The 14,577-nt window shown below is 41.2% G+C and carries 12 protein-coding genes; 6 read left to right on the forward strand and 6 right to left on the reverse strand.

What is annotated here, in order from left to right; all coding sequences use genetic code 11:
* Positions 1-377: 377 nt before the first annotated feature.
* Positions 378-2,318 carry a threonine--tRNA ligase gene (gene thrS / locus LX64_RS10335; protein ID WP_111597552.1) on the forward strand — a complete coding sequence of 647 codons (1,941 nt, stop codon included), beginning with the start codon at positions 378-380 and terminating at the stop codon, positions 2,316-2,318.
* Positions 2,319-2,426: 108 nt separating this feature from the next.
* On the forward strand, positions 2,427-3,104 hold the full coding sequence (gene infC / locus LX64_RS10340) for a translation initiation factor IF-3 (protein ID WP_111597553.1): 678 nt from the start codon (positions 2,427-2,429) through the stop codon (positions 3,102-3,104).
* Between the two features lie 490 nt (positions 3,105-3,594).
* On the opposite strand, the gene LX64_RS10345 is transcribed toward infC, so the two are convergent.
* Entirely contained in the window at positions 3,595-4,791 is a 1,197-nt protein-coding gene (locus LX64_RS10345) for an MFS transporter (RefSeq protein WP_111597554.1), read from the reverse strand.
* A 113-nt stretch (positions 4,792-4,904) separates the two neighbouring features.
* Positions 4,905-6,143 (reverse strand): serine hydrolase domain-containing protein, encoded by a 1,239-nt coding sequence (locus LX64_RS10350; protein WP_111597555.1) that lies wholly within the window; start codon positions 6,141-6,143, stop codon positions 4,905-4,907.
* Between the two features lie 97 nt (positions 6,144-6,240).
* Between LX64_RS10350 and LX64_RS10355 the strand changes: the two genes are divergently transcribed.
* Together LX64_RS10355 and LX64_RS10360 are read left to right on the forward strand one after the other, a co-directional pair.
* Positions 6,241-6,615, forward strand: a complete 375-nt coding sequence (locus tag LX64_RS10355) for a winged helix-turn-helix transcriptional regulator (RefSeq protein ID WP_111597556.1) — start codon at positions 6,241-6,243, stop codon at positions 6,613-6,615.
* Between the two features lie 118 nt (positions 6,616-6,733).
* Entirely contained in the window at positions 6,734-7,723 is a 990-nt protein-coding gene (locus tag LX64_RS10360) for a cation diffusion facilitator family transporter (protein WP_111597557.1), read from the forward strand.
* A gap of 68 nt (positions 7,724-7,791) precedes the next feature.
* Here LX64_RS10360 and LX64_RS10365 read toward each other — a convergent pair whose 3' ends face one another.
* Together LX64_RS10365 and LX64_RS10370 are read right to left on the reverse strand one after the other, a co-directional pair.
* Positions 7,792-9,120 carry a DUF3472 domain-containing protein gene (locus LX64_RS10365; protein ID WP_111597558.1) on the reverse strand — a complete coding sequence of 443 codons (1,329 nt, stop codon included), beginning with the start codon at positions 9,118-9,120 and terminating at the stop codon, positions 7,792-7,794.
* 356 nt (positions 9,121-9,476) lie between these two features.
* On the reverse strand, positions 9,477-10,682 hold the full coding sequence (locus LX64_RS10370; RefSeq protein WP_111597559.1) for a serine hydrolase domain-containing protein: 1,206 nt from the start codon (positions 10,680-10,682) through the stop codon (positions 9,477-9,479).
* 340 nt (positions 10,683-11,022) lie between these two features.
* Here LX64_RS10370 and serA point away from each other — a divergent pair, with 340 nt between their 5' ends.
* Positions 11,023-12,261 (forward strand): phosphoglycerate dehydrogenase, encoded by a 1,239-nt coding sequence (gene serA, locus LX64_RS10375; RefSeq protein ID WP_111597560.1) that lies wholly within the window; start codon positions 11,023-11,025, stop codon positions 12,259-12,261.
* 9 nt (positions 12,262-12,270) lie between these two features.
* A complete protein-coding gene (locus LX64_RS10380) occupies positions 12,271-12,612 on the forward strand; it encodes a DUF4260 domain-containing protein (RefSeq protein WP_111597561.1) in 342 nt (113 codons plus the stop codon).
* 93 nt (positions 12,613-12,705) lie between these two features.
* Here the strand turns inward: LX64_RS10380 and LX64_RS10385 are convergent, their stop codons facing one another.
* Together LX64_RS10385 and LX64_RS10390 are read right to left on the reverse strand one after the other, a co-directional pair.
* Positions 12,706-14,019 carry a M56 family metallopeptidase gene (locus LX64_RS10385; RefSeq protein WP_111597562.1) on the reverse strand — a complete coding sequence of 438 codons (1,314 nt, stop codon included), beginning with the start codon at positions 14,017-14,019 and terminating at the stop codon, positions 12,706-12,708.
* Positions 14,016-14,384: a BlaI/MecI/CopY family transcriptional regulator gene (locus LX64_RS10390; RefSeq protein WP_111597563.1), complete on the reverse strand. Its 369-nt coding sequence runs from the start codon at positions 14,382-14,384 to the stop codon at positions 14,016-14,018. The genes LX64_RS10385 and LX64_RS10390 overlap by 4 nt, the downstream gene beginning before the upstream one ends.
* Between the last annotated feature and the right edge of the window lie 193 nt (positions 14,385-14,577).

Below are 14,577 nucleotides of genomic sequence, written 5' to 3' on the forward strand. Positions count from 1 at the left end.
GAAGAAAGTAACACATTAGGATGTAAATGGAAATAAGAATAACCGCTAAAGCACCCGTTCTAACAAAAAAACTTATTAGAATCAACGATGCAAGTATGACATAACCACTAAGACATTCTGCCACAGAACAAAAGAATTAACATAAAAAAACTATCTTGGCACAATAATAGCGCATTGAAAATCATACAAAAATACCCACGGTAACCCTATCAAAATGAAAAATAGCCGGCAATTACCCTTGATATTTTTTATGAATTAGAAATTTTTGGGAGATATAAAGCACACTGCTAATAAATCTCCAGTCAATTTCTTAACTTCGCAAGCATTTTATTAGAATAAAATAAATAGTAACACGCAAACCAAGCGTAGAAGAATTTATGATTAACATTACATTCCCGGATGGCGCAGTAAGACAGTACGAACCAGGAGTATCTGCATTAGACATTGCCAAGTCCATTAGTGAAGGATTGGCGCGCAAAGTATTGGCAGCAAAAGTAAATGGCCAAGTGATCGACGCAACGCGTCCGATTACGACGGATGCTACTTTGCAATTGTTGACGTGGGTGGATACGGATGGTAAGGCAACGATGTGGCACTCTTCGGCGCACTTGATGGCGGAGGCCCTGGAGGCATTGTACCCGGGAGTGAAATTCGGTATTGGTCCTGCGATCGAAACTGGGTTTTATTACGACATCGATTTAGGTGGCCGTGCCATTGGTGATGAGGATCTGAAAAAGATCGAAGCGAAAATGCAGGAGTTAGCGAAACAAAACAGCAGCTTCACCCGCAAAGATGTTTCTAAGGCGGATGCATTGGCTTACTTCACCGAGAAGAACGACGAATACAAATTAGAATTGATCAACGATTTACAAGACGGTACCATTACCTTTTATTCACAAGGTAATTTTACAGATTTGTGTCGTGGTCCACATATCCCGGGCACCGGTGCTATAAAGGCTATTAAGCTGATGAGCATTGCGGGTGCTTATTGGAGAGGGAACGAGAAGAACAAGATGCTGACCCGTATCTATGGTGTTACTTTCCCTAGCCAAAAAGAATTAGACGAGTATTTAACGCTGTTAGAAGAAGCCAAAAAACGTGATCACCGTAAATTGGGTAAAGAACTTGAGTTGTTTACTTTCAGTGAAAACGTTGGTTTAGGTTTGCCTTTATGGTTGCCTAAAGGTGCCATGTTGCGCGAGCGCTTGGTACAATTCTTACAAAGAGCACAAATCGAGAGTGGTTACTTACCAGTGGTAACGCCGCATATCGGGAATAAGAAATTGTACGTGACATCTGGTCACTACGAAAAATACGGGAAAGACAGCTTTCAACCGATCCATACACCGGAAGAAGGTGAAGAGTTCATGTTGAAGCCAATGAACTGTCCGCACCACTGCGAAATCTACAAATCTTCTCCTAAATCGTACAAAGATTTACCAGTACGTTTTGCAGAATTTGGAACCGTTTACCGTTATGAACAACATGGTGAGTTACACGGTTTGACCAGGGTGCGTGGGTTTACGCAAGATGATGCTCACTTATTCTGTCGTCCCGACCAAGTAAAAGAAGAATTCATCAAAGTAATCGACTTAGTACTACATGTATTCAAGAGTTTGAACTTTACGGATTATACGGCGCAGATTTCCTTGAGAGATCAAGAAGATCGTTCGAAGTATATTGGTACGGATGAGAACTGGAACCTAGCAGAGCAGGCGATCATTGAATCGGCAGCAGAAAAAGGTTTGAAAACAGTAGTAGAATATGGCGAGGCGGCTTTCTACGGTCCTAAATTAGACTTCATGGTGAAGGATGCATTAGGACGTAAATGGCAGCTGGGTACCATCCAGGTGGATTATAACTTACCAGAGCGCTTTGAATTGGAGTATATTGGAGCGGATAATCTAAAGCACCGCCCGGTAATGATCCACAGGGCACCATTTGGTTCGTTGGAAAGATTTATCGCTGTGTTAATCGAGCACTGTGCTGGTAAATTCCCATTATGGTTGACACCGACACAGGTAAAAATTCTGCCAATTAGTGATAAGTTCTTGCCATATGCAGAAAAAGTAGCTGGTTTGCTGAAAAATGCCGAAATTCGCGCTGAGATCGACGAGAGAAGTGAGAAAATCGGTAAAAAGATCCGCGAAGCGGAACTTGCAAAAATCCCTTACATGTTAGTGATAGGGGAGAAAGAAGCGAACGAGGAATTAGTATCTGTTCGTAGGCAAGCTAAAGGCGATTTAGGAGCAATGGATATCCCGGCATTTGTTAGTTTAGTGCAGGAAGAAGTTGTAAACCGTAAACCTTTTGAATAATTCGATTGTATTTATATCCGTTCTTTGTAGTAAGTTTACTTTAAAATTACATCGCTAAACAGCTACTAAGAACAAAACATTTGTAATTAGTAATTTTCATTTTTTTAAATGCAACAAGGACCAAGACCAAGTTTTAACCGCGGTGGGGGCGGTAGAAACCCCAACTTCAGAAGAGAACAACAACAAGAACATCGTACCAATAGGATGATTCGCGTACCTGAAGTAAGATTGGTGGGCGAAAACATCGAGGTAGGTGTTTATAAAATAGAAGACGCCTTGCGTATGGCGGAAGAACAACAACTAGATTTAGTTGAGATTTCTCCAAACGCAGCGCCGCCGGTATGCCGTATTATCGACTATAACAAATTCCTCTACGAGAAGAAGAAGAAGGAAAAGGAGATGAAGGCGAAAGCGCACAAAAGCGAGGTGAAGGAAATTCGTTTCACGCCGAATACTGACGACCATGATTTCGATTTCAAAGCGAAACACGCAGAGAAATTCTTGAAAGATGGTAATAAAGTAAAAACTTACGTTCAATTCAAAGGCCGTGCTATTATGTTCAAAGAACGCGGTGAATTGATCCTCTTGAAATTTGCTGAACGCTTGGCTGAAGTAGGTGCCTTAGAAGGTATGCCTACGATGGAAGGTAAGAGAATGATTGCCATTTTCGCACCTAAATCGGCTAAGAAGAAGTCTTCTGACGGTGGTAAAGAAAAAGAACCGAAAGAAGCTAGAGAACCGAGAGAACCAAAGCCTCAAGCTGAAAGCAAAGAAAATAAGGCTTAAGTGTTAATGAAATAGTTTTAGAAAAGGCCTGGGAAGATGGATCCCGGGCCTTTTCATTTTTATTAGTGCCGTAGGCGAGTTGTTGCCGGAGGCGAGCTAAGCCGTAGGCGAGCGATAAATTATGTTTATTGTAGTGGTAAATCGTTATTCCAATTCGTTGGCGGCGGGCTTGTAGTTTTAGCCATCATCCTATTTGTTACTTTCTTTGCTTCTCCAAAGAAAGTAACCAAAGAAAGGAGGAAAAACGCCGAAAGACAGCGTCGGCGTTTTATCGGGGCTGTGATGGGGCTTTTGGAGTACTGTGGTGAAGGGCATGAGGGCCTTGATGGGGGGAGTTTGTTGCTTGGGGTTATTGTTGGAGGAGGTTTGGGGTTTTGAGGTTTGGGGTTTGAGGTTTAGGGGTGAAGCAACACCTTTTAAGGGGGTGTTCTTAAAAGGTGTTGAGGGAATATTGTGGTATTCAAATAGACCAAGGTTTTATTATATTATATTATATAGGGGTTGTTCCTTCAAGTTTACATGGTGCTATGGGGTTGTGGTGGAGGGGTGCTTTTCTTTCTAGGTGATGACGTAAGAGCATCATCGTAAATGCCAAGGTTCCAAATACTACGGTGATCCAAGGGGTTAGTTGTATTCCTTTGGAAACTATTATCCAACCGCCTATGGTTGTTCCTACAGTTACACCTAGGTTGCCGAAGGAGGTGGCTAGGCTGTTGGCGAATTCCATTGCGTGGGGGGCGGAGGAAATCATGTAGGTAGAGGCATTTAGGAAGCTGGGGGAATAGAGGAAACCCCAAAGGGCAATTACTGCAATTGTTGCGAAGGTATTGGCTCCTGAGAAGTGTAAGAGGATGGGGACTATGATAGTACCGGAAAGAAAAAAGGCGGTGGTGAAGGTGATGTTTTTGTTTAGCATTTTACCGGCTGTCCAGTTAGCTAGTACTCCAATAATGCCAAATACAAACAACATATAACTAACCATTGTGCTGTTCATCTCTTTGGCTTTTGTTAAGTACTCGGCAAAGTAACTATAGGTAGAAAACCAGGCCGATACCATAAAGAAATTCATGGCTGTACTAACGATGAATGTAGGTTTTGTTAAGATTTGTAATTGGCTTCCATAAGATTTCTTTTCGTTTACAGGCATGGGAGGTAATAACCAGTAAATAGCCAATAATGCTATTATACTAATCACAGCTTGTATCATAAACGAATATTCCCAAGACGATATACTGGCGATATATGTAGCGAAAGGAACAGTGGTGACCATGGCAATGGCAACGCCACTAAAAACAATACTCATCAATTCATTTTCGTTTTGCTTATTGCCTTTTGAAACGGCCACGGATAAGGCTGTTGCAATATAAACAGGTTGTAAAAATGCGGGTAGTATTCTAACAAACATTAATACTCCAAAGGGAGGGGAAAATGAAGATACGATGCCGGTAATGAGGAAGATAAAAATGGCTGCTAACATTACTTTCTTTCGATCAAATCCAGATGCGAGTAAGGTCATAAATGGTCCCGTTAGTGCAATAACCAATGCGAATGCTCCCAATAAATATCCTGCTTTATCGATGCTGATATGGTAATGTGCTGCCACTTGTGGCAAAATACCTATGATGCCGAATTCGGTTGTAATAACTGCTAAAAATCCTAGTGCTCCTATATACGCGTATTTTTTCATTGCTTTTAATCCTTTGTAATCCTTTACAATTCTTTGATCATTTATTGTTCTTGCTGATGTCTAAGCTTTATTGTTTTGCGGGGCGAAATATTGCTATCCTGCCTAAGCGATTTTTACAATGAAGCGTACACGACGTTTTTGTATAGTGTTCCTAGATCCCAGTAAGACGATGGTAAATATTCTTGTGTAAAAACTAAACCTATCATATTTTCTTTAGGGTCTACCCAATAATGTGTGTTGAATGCACCGCCCCAGAAGAAAGTGCCTACGTTGGCTGCATGGATAAATTTATTGCCTGGTGTTACCAGCCAAAAACCTAGGCCAAAACGAAAATTGGGATCGCCGTGTAATAGGGCGCTGCTAGGGAGTTGGTTCGTGGTCATTAGCGCAATTGTTTTTTCACCTAGTACCTGCTTGCCATTGTACTTGCCTTTGTTCAATAACATTTGTAGGAACTTGGCATAATCGGTAGTTGTAGAACTTAAGCCGGCTCCTCCGGATATAATAATGCCTTTCTCTAAAGGATAATTCACTGTATTGTTTTCGTAAATAGGATGATTTACTTTTTGTAGGCGGTTGACTGTTTTTTCTGCAATGGCCACCAACCTATTGGCTTTAGAAGTTGGGATGTTGAAATAGGTATCGTTCATGTCTAAGGGTTGGAAAATACGGGTACGTAGAAACTCGTCTAATGGTACACCGCTAATTACTTGTACGAGATAGCCCAATACATCGGTGTTCAAGCCGTAGGTAAACCTATCACCAGGTTGATGCAACAGTGGCATTTTAGCTAACTTCTCCATTTGGTTTTGCAAGCTTGCTTTATTGCCTATGCCAGATAAAACGCCCGATTTAGTGTAAATGGCTTGTATACGCTGATCATCGGTTATTGTGGGATAACCGATACCGGAAGTATGTCGTAGTAAATCACGAATGGTTATTTCGTTGTGTGCTGGCACTACTGTGTAGCTACTATCGGCAGGATTGAATTTGTCGAGTACTTGGGGATTTTTGAATGTTGGGATATATTTGGAAATAGGGTCGTCCAGTAGGAATTTCCCTTCTTCCCAAAGCATCATCACCGCTATGCTTGTGATGGCTTTCGTTTGTGAGGCAATACGGAAAATATGGTCGGTTTGTAAGGGCTGTTTCGTGTTGATATCGGCATATCCTACAGCTTTATTGTAAATAATTTTGCCCTCTTTTATCAGCAACACATTCACACCTGCTACCTCTTTGTTGGCAATAAGCCTGTTAGATAAATTATCAACTCTATCATGTAATAAATTGGTTTGTGCAGAACTGTTTAATAATACCAAGCTGGCGATCATCGTAAAAATTATTTTATGCATTGTATATGTATTTGAATTGAGGTATCAAAAGTATTGGGTAATCACTATTTTTGTATAGTATACAGCTATTTGTATGGTACGCACAAATTTGTAAGTAATGGGTAAGAGAAAGGAGAATTCAACCAATATGCAAAACGAAAAATCCATCATTGAGGGCTGTGATTTGACCTATGCTGTTTGTATGATTGGTGGAAGATGGAAACTGTTGATTTTATGTAGACTTGAAAATGGGAAACTCCGTTTCAGCGCACTGCGCGACAGTATAAACGGTATTACAGAGCGCATGTTAACGTTACAACTGAGGGAACTGGAGAAAGAAGGTTTGGTGAAGAGAACAGTTTACGCAGAAGTACCTCCAAGGGTAGATTACGAGTTAACAGACATTGCGAAGGAATTAGTACCTATATGGTCGCAATTAAGCAAATGGGGAGCCAAGCATAAAAAAGTAACCAGCCAACTAATGTCAGTGTAAATGAATTATTCTACCATCCTAAGCTAATTGAATAACAACTTGGCCCGGTTAATGGTATTTTAATTTTCAACGTACTTTATTTAACGCAATTTTGCCATTTACAGCAAATCGAAGAACATTGATAAAGAAGGAATTTAAGGTTATACTCATTTCGTTGATAGTTAGTTTTGTGCTGACGGGGGCTAAATTTGGGGCTTATTTTGTAACCCATTCTGTGGCCATTTTATCGGATGCATTGGAAAGTATTATTAACGTAGTAGCAGGAGCTTTTGCTTGCTATAGTATTTATCTTTCCAGTAAGCCGAAGGATGAGAACCATCCTTATGGACATGGGAAGGTAGAGTTCTTCTCTATTGGTTTTGAAGGGGCGATGATCTTTATTGCAGGATGTTTGATTTTAGTGAAGGCGATTTCGTATTTCTTCTCTCCACACGAACTACACAAGGTAGATAGCGGTATATATATCATTGCGTTTACCTCGGTGGTGAACTATGTGCTAGGGAAATACTTGGTGAACCAAGGAAAGAAAATTCCTTCGATTACACTTACCGGAAATGGGCATCATATACTTACCGATGCATATAGTTCCATTGGCTTAATTGTAGCGCTTTTACTTATACAGTTTACAGGATATACTATCATCGACCCTATTGCTTCCATTATTATGGCCATCCTCATTCTCACGAAAGGGTACCAGTTAATGCGACGGTCGATTTCAGGTTTGATGGATGAAACCGATATGCAAGTAGTAGATAAAATTATTGCGCTTTTTTCGGCGAATAGAAGTCCCCGTATGATTGATGTACATAACATGCGAGTACAACAATACGGTAACAACTATCATATCGATTGCCATATTACCATGCCTTATTACTTATCGTTGGCGGAAACACACGATGAGATTTCCCGGTTGGAAAAGCTGGTGAATGAACAACTGTTTTCTGGTGAGGCAGAGTTCTTTATTCATATGGACCCTTGCACACCGAATGGTTGTGAGCATTGCTTGGTAGAAGCCTGCCCTGTTCGTCAACACCCATTTGAAAGACGAATTGAATGGGATAGGAATAATGTGTTACCCAATGCGAAACACAACGAAGCTACTACATAAAAAACCATGGTTTTTACGCCATGGCTTTTACTGTACAAACGAGCAATGATTGGTTCTAATTAGTTTTACTATGGTAGCGTAGTGAAGTTAATGGAGGGTGGCGTACCTGTAGTGGGACGAGTAATTTGCTGTCCGTAAGTTAATCCACCCACTAACCTAAAACCACCGCTATACATATGGAATACATTGTTTTCTATACCTGCACCGAGATCATATCTTTGATGGGCAGCATCACTGGCTGTGGTAGTGAAATTTGCTTTATTTAACTCTATCCAAGTACCATTAACGGTACGTACCCACTGGTTGCCATACCGGGCTTTGAAGAAGTCATTTCCATTACTTGCATAATTTTCAACAAAAGAATATAAGCCACTTAGGAGCTTTCCTTGGGTCATCGCTTTATCCCATTCTGCTATTAATTTCCAGTTGCCTGCTTCTGGGGCATAGAACCAGCCCGTGTACTTGGTATGTGTTCCGGCGGCTACGGCACGTACGAGGAATTTGTAGGTGTTATTGGTTACCCACATGGCGTTGTAATACGATTGTCCACCAGAACCTTCATTGCCGAAATTACCATGGGTAACGCCGGTACCTTTGCGAACCAATGTAACGGCGTAATCGGCTGGGATTTGGTTGGGATCATCGGTATTGTAATTACTCCAAATGGAGAAAAGAGCACGGCGTTCGGTGTTGCTGTTAACTTGGATACCGAAATATCCACCAGAGAAACCGTTCGACATGTAATACGAATAAAGCGGGTCGGCGCCGGTAGGAACCGTCATTTCGCTGTAGTAGTATTCGATAGAAGAATCGGCCGGTACGGGGTAGCTTAAATGTGTGGCTGGAGCGCCACGGTAAACGCTTTTGTTGTATTTAAGTCCAAGGCTGGAAGTGATCATTATAGATTCGACATCTGGTAAATAAGAGCCGTTACCTGCGGCGGCTTTGATTTCCAGGCAATGGTATTGAGCGCTGGCGATGGTGAAAGTGCCAACGGGTAAGGTTACATAAGACGAGGTTTGGTTAACCACAACATTATAGGTGGTGCCAGCGCTGTCTAAACGTATTTTCAAAGTAGCACCTGCTGCTGGGGCTTTTACTTTAATGGAAACGTCGATAGTACCTGTGCCGGTAGGATAGAAGAACACCCTTGTATACCCGGCAGGGTTAATCCATGCACCTAGGCCATTAGTACCGATGGTGCCGTAACCATTAGATTGTTCGAAAGGGTAGACATAGCCGTTTCGAAACACGGTAACTGTTTCAGTTGTAATAGCTTGAATGCCTACTTGGGTTGCTTGGGTCGACGATTCGCTGCTTGTAGCTTGTTCAACGAGGTTTTTACTACAACTAGCGAAAAGGAGCATTGCTGCTGCAAACGGAAAGAATTGTTTCATGATGCGATCCTGTTTTGAATGGATGTTAGTTATGATGCGTGTTTGTACATGCTATTAGAAGCGGGAGCAATAACACAAAGCATACAAGGCCCGCTGGAACCGAGGTTCCGCATCATTTTTTACAGGAGGGCTATATGAAGAAGATTATAATAAGGCGAATGGGTATATTAAAAGTATAAAATACATTTAATAATGTATAGTGGCTGGAAGTGGAATGGCAATACTATGACAAATTAAACATAAGGTTGTGTGAAATGGGGGTGAACCTACATGCGTGATGATGGATGCATCCCTAAAACAAAAAAGCTACCGGGGATGAATCCGATAGCCTTTTCCTATTTGATGTAAAGTAAAGCTTAATCTTCGCCCGCTTCCAGTTCCAGGCCTTCCCCGATGATTTCGCGGATGGGTTTTACGGAATGGTAAATATTGCGGTTGTATTTATTGCCAAGGATCACCAAGGTGGTAGAATCCTGGATAAAGCGGTAAAATACGGTATTATTGCCATGCCACCAACCATTGTGGTAAACGATTTTTGTGGAATCGGGGAATACCATGAGCCGGAAGCCTAGGCCATAGTTTTTCGTGCCTCGTTTCTCGTTGCTATACGGGGTGAACGCTTCTTTTAGGATTTCATCGCTTAAGAAGCGGCCGCTGTAGAGGGCTTGGTCCCATTTGAGCATATCTTGTACACAGCTATAAATGCCTTTATCGCCCATAGCGCCATCAAATGCATCGTCGGCAGCAGGGCGGCCGTTGAATTGGTGACTGGTGGTTTGGTGAGAGCGGGCAGCTTGGCCGGGTACAAACACGTAGGTTCTTGTAAGCCCTAGCGGGTTGAATATTTCTTGCTGCATGAAATCGGCGTACTTCATACCGCTGGCTTTCTCGATAATAGAAGCAAGCAGGATATAGTTGGTATTACAGTAAGTAAAGCGTGTATTCGGGAGTGATTGGATTTGTGGTTTGTATTGGGCCATGAGCGCGATCACATCATCGTTGGTCATGAGCTTCGTACGGTCTTTCCAATATTTCTCGGTGAAATACAAGTAATTGGGTAGGCCACTTCTGTGGTTAAGGAGCATTCGTACGGTGATGCCTTTGTAGGGAACAGTAGGGAGGTAGGTTTGGATACTATCATCCAGGTTAACCTTCTTTTCATCTACCAGTTTTAGTACCGCTACGCCTGTAAAGGTTTTGGAGGTTGAAGCCAATTGGAAGGTAGAAGTATCTACCATCTTGGTTTTGGCTTGGTAATTTTCGAAACCATGAGAACCTTCGAAGATTACGACGCCTTTTTTCGCAACCAGCATTGCGCCGGAGAACCCCGAGGGTACTAGTTTCTTGTTAAAGAAGTTTGTTAGCTCTTCTTGCATGACCCTTGTTTTGGGCGCATTTAAGATGGCGGTACGTTGTTCGGCGGTAAGATTTATTTTATATGTGGTATCTTCTTCTTGCGTAGTTGTGGCATTCGTTCTCCTTTTCGCTTGTGTATTATTACAAGCGTAGAAGAAGGTAATTGCGGGTAAAATTAAAACGAAAGCTGCATTCAATCTCTTCATTACAATACTAATAACTAAGGTGTATTCCTTAAATGTTTTACAGATGCCCCTCAAATTAATAACAGGACTACTTATAGCCAAATAAAAATCATGCCGATCTGCTTAATTTAAGCCGTTTTTAAGCTATTGTGAACAAAATTATTTGAAAAAAGTGCAATTCGCGGTATATATTTTTTGATAATATCGAATTTACGGGGGTTGATGTTTGATAACTCCTTAAACCTACATAGTTTTGTGCTTCATTTATGTAAAAAACAGTTGAGCCTACCATACGGAAAGCACTTATAGAGTCGGTTTTTCCAGCTATGTCCAACCGTTGTAAACTCACGTTAGATTAATTATGAGCGAGCCAAAAATAACCAGTTACCCGAAGGAAAAGATCAACATCTTGTTGTTGGAAAACATTAGTGATGCCGCTGTGGCTGAGTTCCACAATGCAGGTTATTCGAATGTAAAGAAATTAGCAGGTGCTTTAAGCGAAGATGAGCTTTGCGAAGCAGTGAAAGATGTTCACTTACTCGGTATTCGATCTAAAACCCAAGTAACAGCAAAGGTTTTAGAGTCGGCGAAGAAATTACAAGGTATCGGTTGCTTTTGTATTGGCACGAACCAAGTAGACCTTATCAGCGCTACTGCGCAAGGTGTAGCCGTATTCAATGCCCCATATTCGAACACGCGTTCGGTGGCAGAATTGGTGATTGGTTTGTCGATCATGCTCATTAGAAGAATTCCTGACAAGAACAATGCAGCACATAACGGTGTTTGGATGAAAGAAGCCACTGGTAGTTATGAATTACGTGGTAAAACCCTGGGTATTGTTGGTTACGGTAATATTGGTAGCCAAGTGAGTGTATTAGCGGAGGCCATGGGTATGAACGTAATGTATTACGACCCGGAAACGAAATTGCCGTTGGGGAATGCCGTTCGCCAAAAATCATTGGAAGACTTATTCAGCCAGGCAGATATTATATCCTTGCATGTTCCTTCTATTCCATCTACGGCCAACATGATCAACCGTGAAACGTTGGCACATGTGAAACCGGGCGCTATCTTTATTAACTATGCGCGTGGTGAAGTAGTTGATTTGGAGGCTTTGAAAGAAGCCTTGGAAAGCAAGCAATTAGCGGGTGCGGCAATCGATGTATTCCCAGTTGAGCCAGAAAAGAATGGTGCAGCATTCACTACGCCATTGCAGAAATTGCCGAACGTGATTTTAACACCGCATATTGGTGGTAGCACGGAAGAGGCACAATTGAACATTGGTTTCGATGTAAGCAGTAAAATGCTCAATTACTTGGAGAAGGGAGCGAGCTTTGGTTCTCATTCTATCCCAGCCATCAGTGTTCCAGCGGTTGAAAATACACACCGCATCCTGCACATCCACGAGAACGTGCCGGGTGTATTGTCTGAAATCAACACCGCTTTATCTAACAACAAGATCAATATCCTTGGTCAGTACCTTAAAACCAACGACAAAATTGGTTACGTGGTATTAGACGTGGATTCACAGCTTTCACAGGAAGCATTGGCTTTATTGCGAGAAGTGAAACACACGATTAAGACAAGGTTATTATACTAATACATTGGTATGAAAACGACGTTAAAATTAGAGGAAGCAGCCATGTTGCTGCTTTCTTTTTTGATGTTTGCTCAACAAACATCTTACCCTTGGTGGATGATTCCCGCCTGTATTTTATTACCTGATTTGAGCATGCTGGGTTACGTGGTGAACAATAAAGTAGGCGCTTACTTGTACAACTTCTTCCACCATAAAGGCGTAGCGTTGTTCATTTATTTCATTGGGTTGTATATGGATATAGAGCCGGTGATTTTTATTGGTATTTTATTATTTGCACATAGTTGTTTAGATAGAATATTTGGGTTCGGTTTGAAGTATACAGATGATTTTAAGCATACACATTTGGATTAAGGGGCATCTACATTACTGGGAAATATTCCCTTAACGCAAAAGAGGATAGCGGTAACCCGTTATCCTTTTTTGTTTTTAACACAAAAAATTCAATTAACAATTGTCGTCCTTAGCGGCATCATTCTTATTTGAAGGCAATGTTTTGTTGACATTGAAATCAGTGATGTAAGAAAGAACCGACTTGGTAGATTTCTTTTCAGATTTAATGAATGATTCGTTTGCAGGCGTTAAATCTGCACGAATGGTAATTACATAACCTTGCGCGCATAGGAAGCGAACATCGTAGCCGGCCGCTAACGAAGAACCGTCTTGTTTCTTCATGTTAAAGGTGATGGCGGTAATGTTGTTCTCGGCATTGAAATGCACTTTGTCGAACGAAATAGTGTAGCCTTTTGATTTGAAGGCTTCAGCAATTGTGTTCCAATGCTCTTCCGTGAACTTTTCGAAATCTTTACCTTTTTCAAGGTAGTTCATATCGATGCTTAATTTCATCTCTTTTTCTGTAGAAACGAAAGTAACGCCTTCTGGTAGCGGCTGGCGAACAGTTTTAAAGCTAGCCATAACCAAAACAAGGCAGGGTACAATGAGCAAATACAAGTATTTTTTCATAGCATGTGAAGGTTGAGTGAATAATAAATGAACACGTTTAGTAAGCGGATGTTGGTTGTAGAGGTGCATGATGCGGTAGTTTTGAGCAGACTGAACTTCTAACAAAACGCGGGCATACACCGATTTATCCATTTGTTGCGCCATCAAATCATCTACCTCGTATTCGTGTACAGCGCGTAGGCTTTTGCCGTATAAATAGATAATAGGATTGAACCAGAAAACGATCTCCATAAAAGTGAGCAAAACAATATCAGCACTATGCTTCAACTTAGCATGCCAAGCTTCGTGCTGGAAAATTGTTTCACTAATGGCGGAAGGGAGATCTTGTTGAATGAATATATAATTGAAGAACGATGCGTTCAGGTTGTTAGTGGGTATGAAATGAAAACCTGCTTTCTCTTTTTTCTCCTGTACTTGCAGGGCTGTTCTCATGGTGGCCATTTCTTTAGCCCGTTTCCACAATACTTTGCCTGCACCTAGGATGTACAATACAAATAATAACCCCGTGAAGCCGCCCATCATTTGAAAAGCTGAAGGTGTAAAATTGGGGGCATCGACTACCACGCTAGCTACTTCGTTGAATGTAAGCGCTTCGGCTACTGATGGTTTAGAGAGAATGGGAGTATGGGCAGTAGGAAATTTAATGAAAGGCACTAAGCAGCTAATAAATAAGCTACTCACTAAATACATACGGTTCCATCTATGGAAGGATAAACGTGAAAGTACCATCCAATACAACAAATACAACAGTACTAAGCAGCCAGACGCTTGTAGTAAGCATTGAAAAATGTAGATCATTTTGAAGTGTTTTGTTGATCAATGAATTTTTTAAGTGCATCTAATTCGTCGGCATTCATGGGCTTATCTTCTAATAGGAAAGAAAGGAGGTTGGTGGAATTATTATCGAAATAATTAGCGACCATCCGTTGTACGGAATTCTTCTTGTAATCTTCTTTAGAAATAGCAGGGTAATACTCGTGTGTTTTACCATAGGCTTTATGGGTTACAAATTGTTTTTGTTCCAATAGGCGTACGACAGACGATACCGTGGTATATGGCGGTTTGGGATCTTCCATTAACTCAATTATATCCTTCACGAAACCATGGCCTAATTGCCATAATATCTGCATAATCCTTTCCTCTGTTTTAGTCAATTCTTCCATGATTCAAATGTATAACTGATTTTTCAGTTATACAACTATTTTTTCAGTTAAATAGCGACAGGCATGTTTTTAAAAGATATGTTAGATTGAAAATCAACCTATTGAGAAGGGGAGCTATAAAATAAATTTATGCTGCTAAACAAAGAAGTGGCCGTTGAAGGGAGCGACGCAACCTAAGTTGCCTCATGAACCA

Source organism: Chitinophaga skermanii (assembly GCF_003259335.1).
Taxonomy (GTDB): Bacteria; Bacteroidota; Bacteroidia; order Chitinophagales; family Chitinophagaceae; genus Chitinophaga; species Chitinophaga skermanii.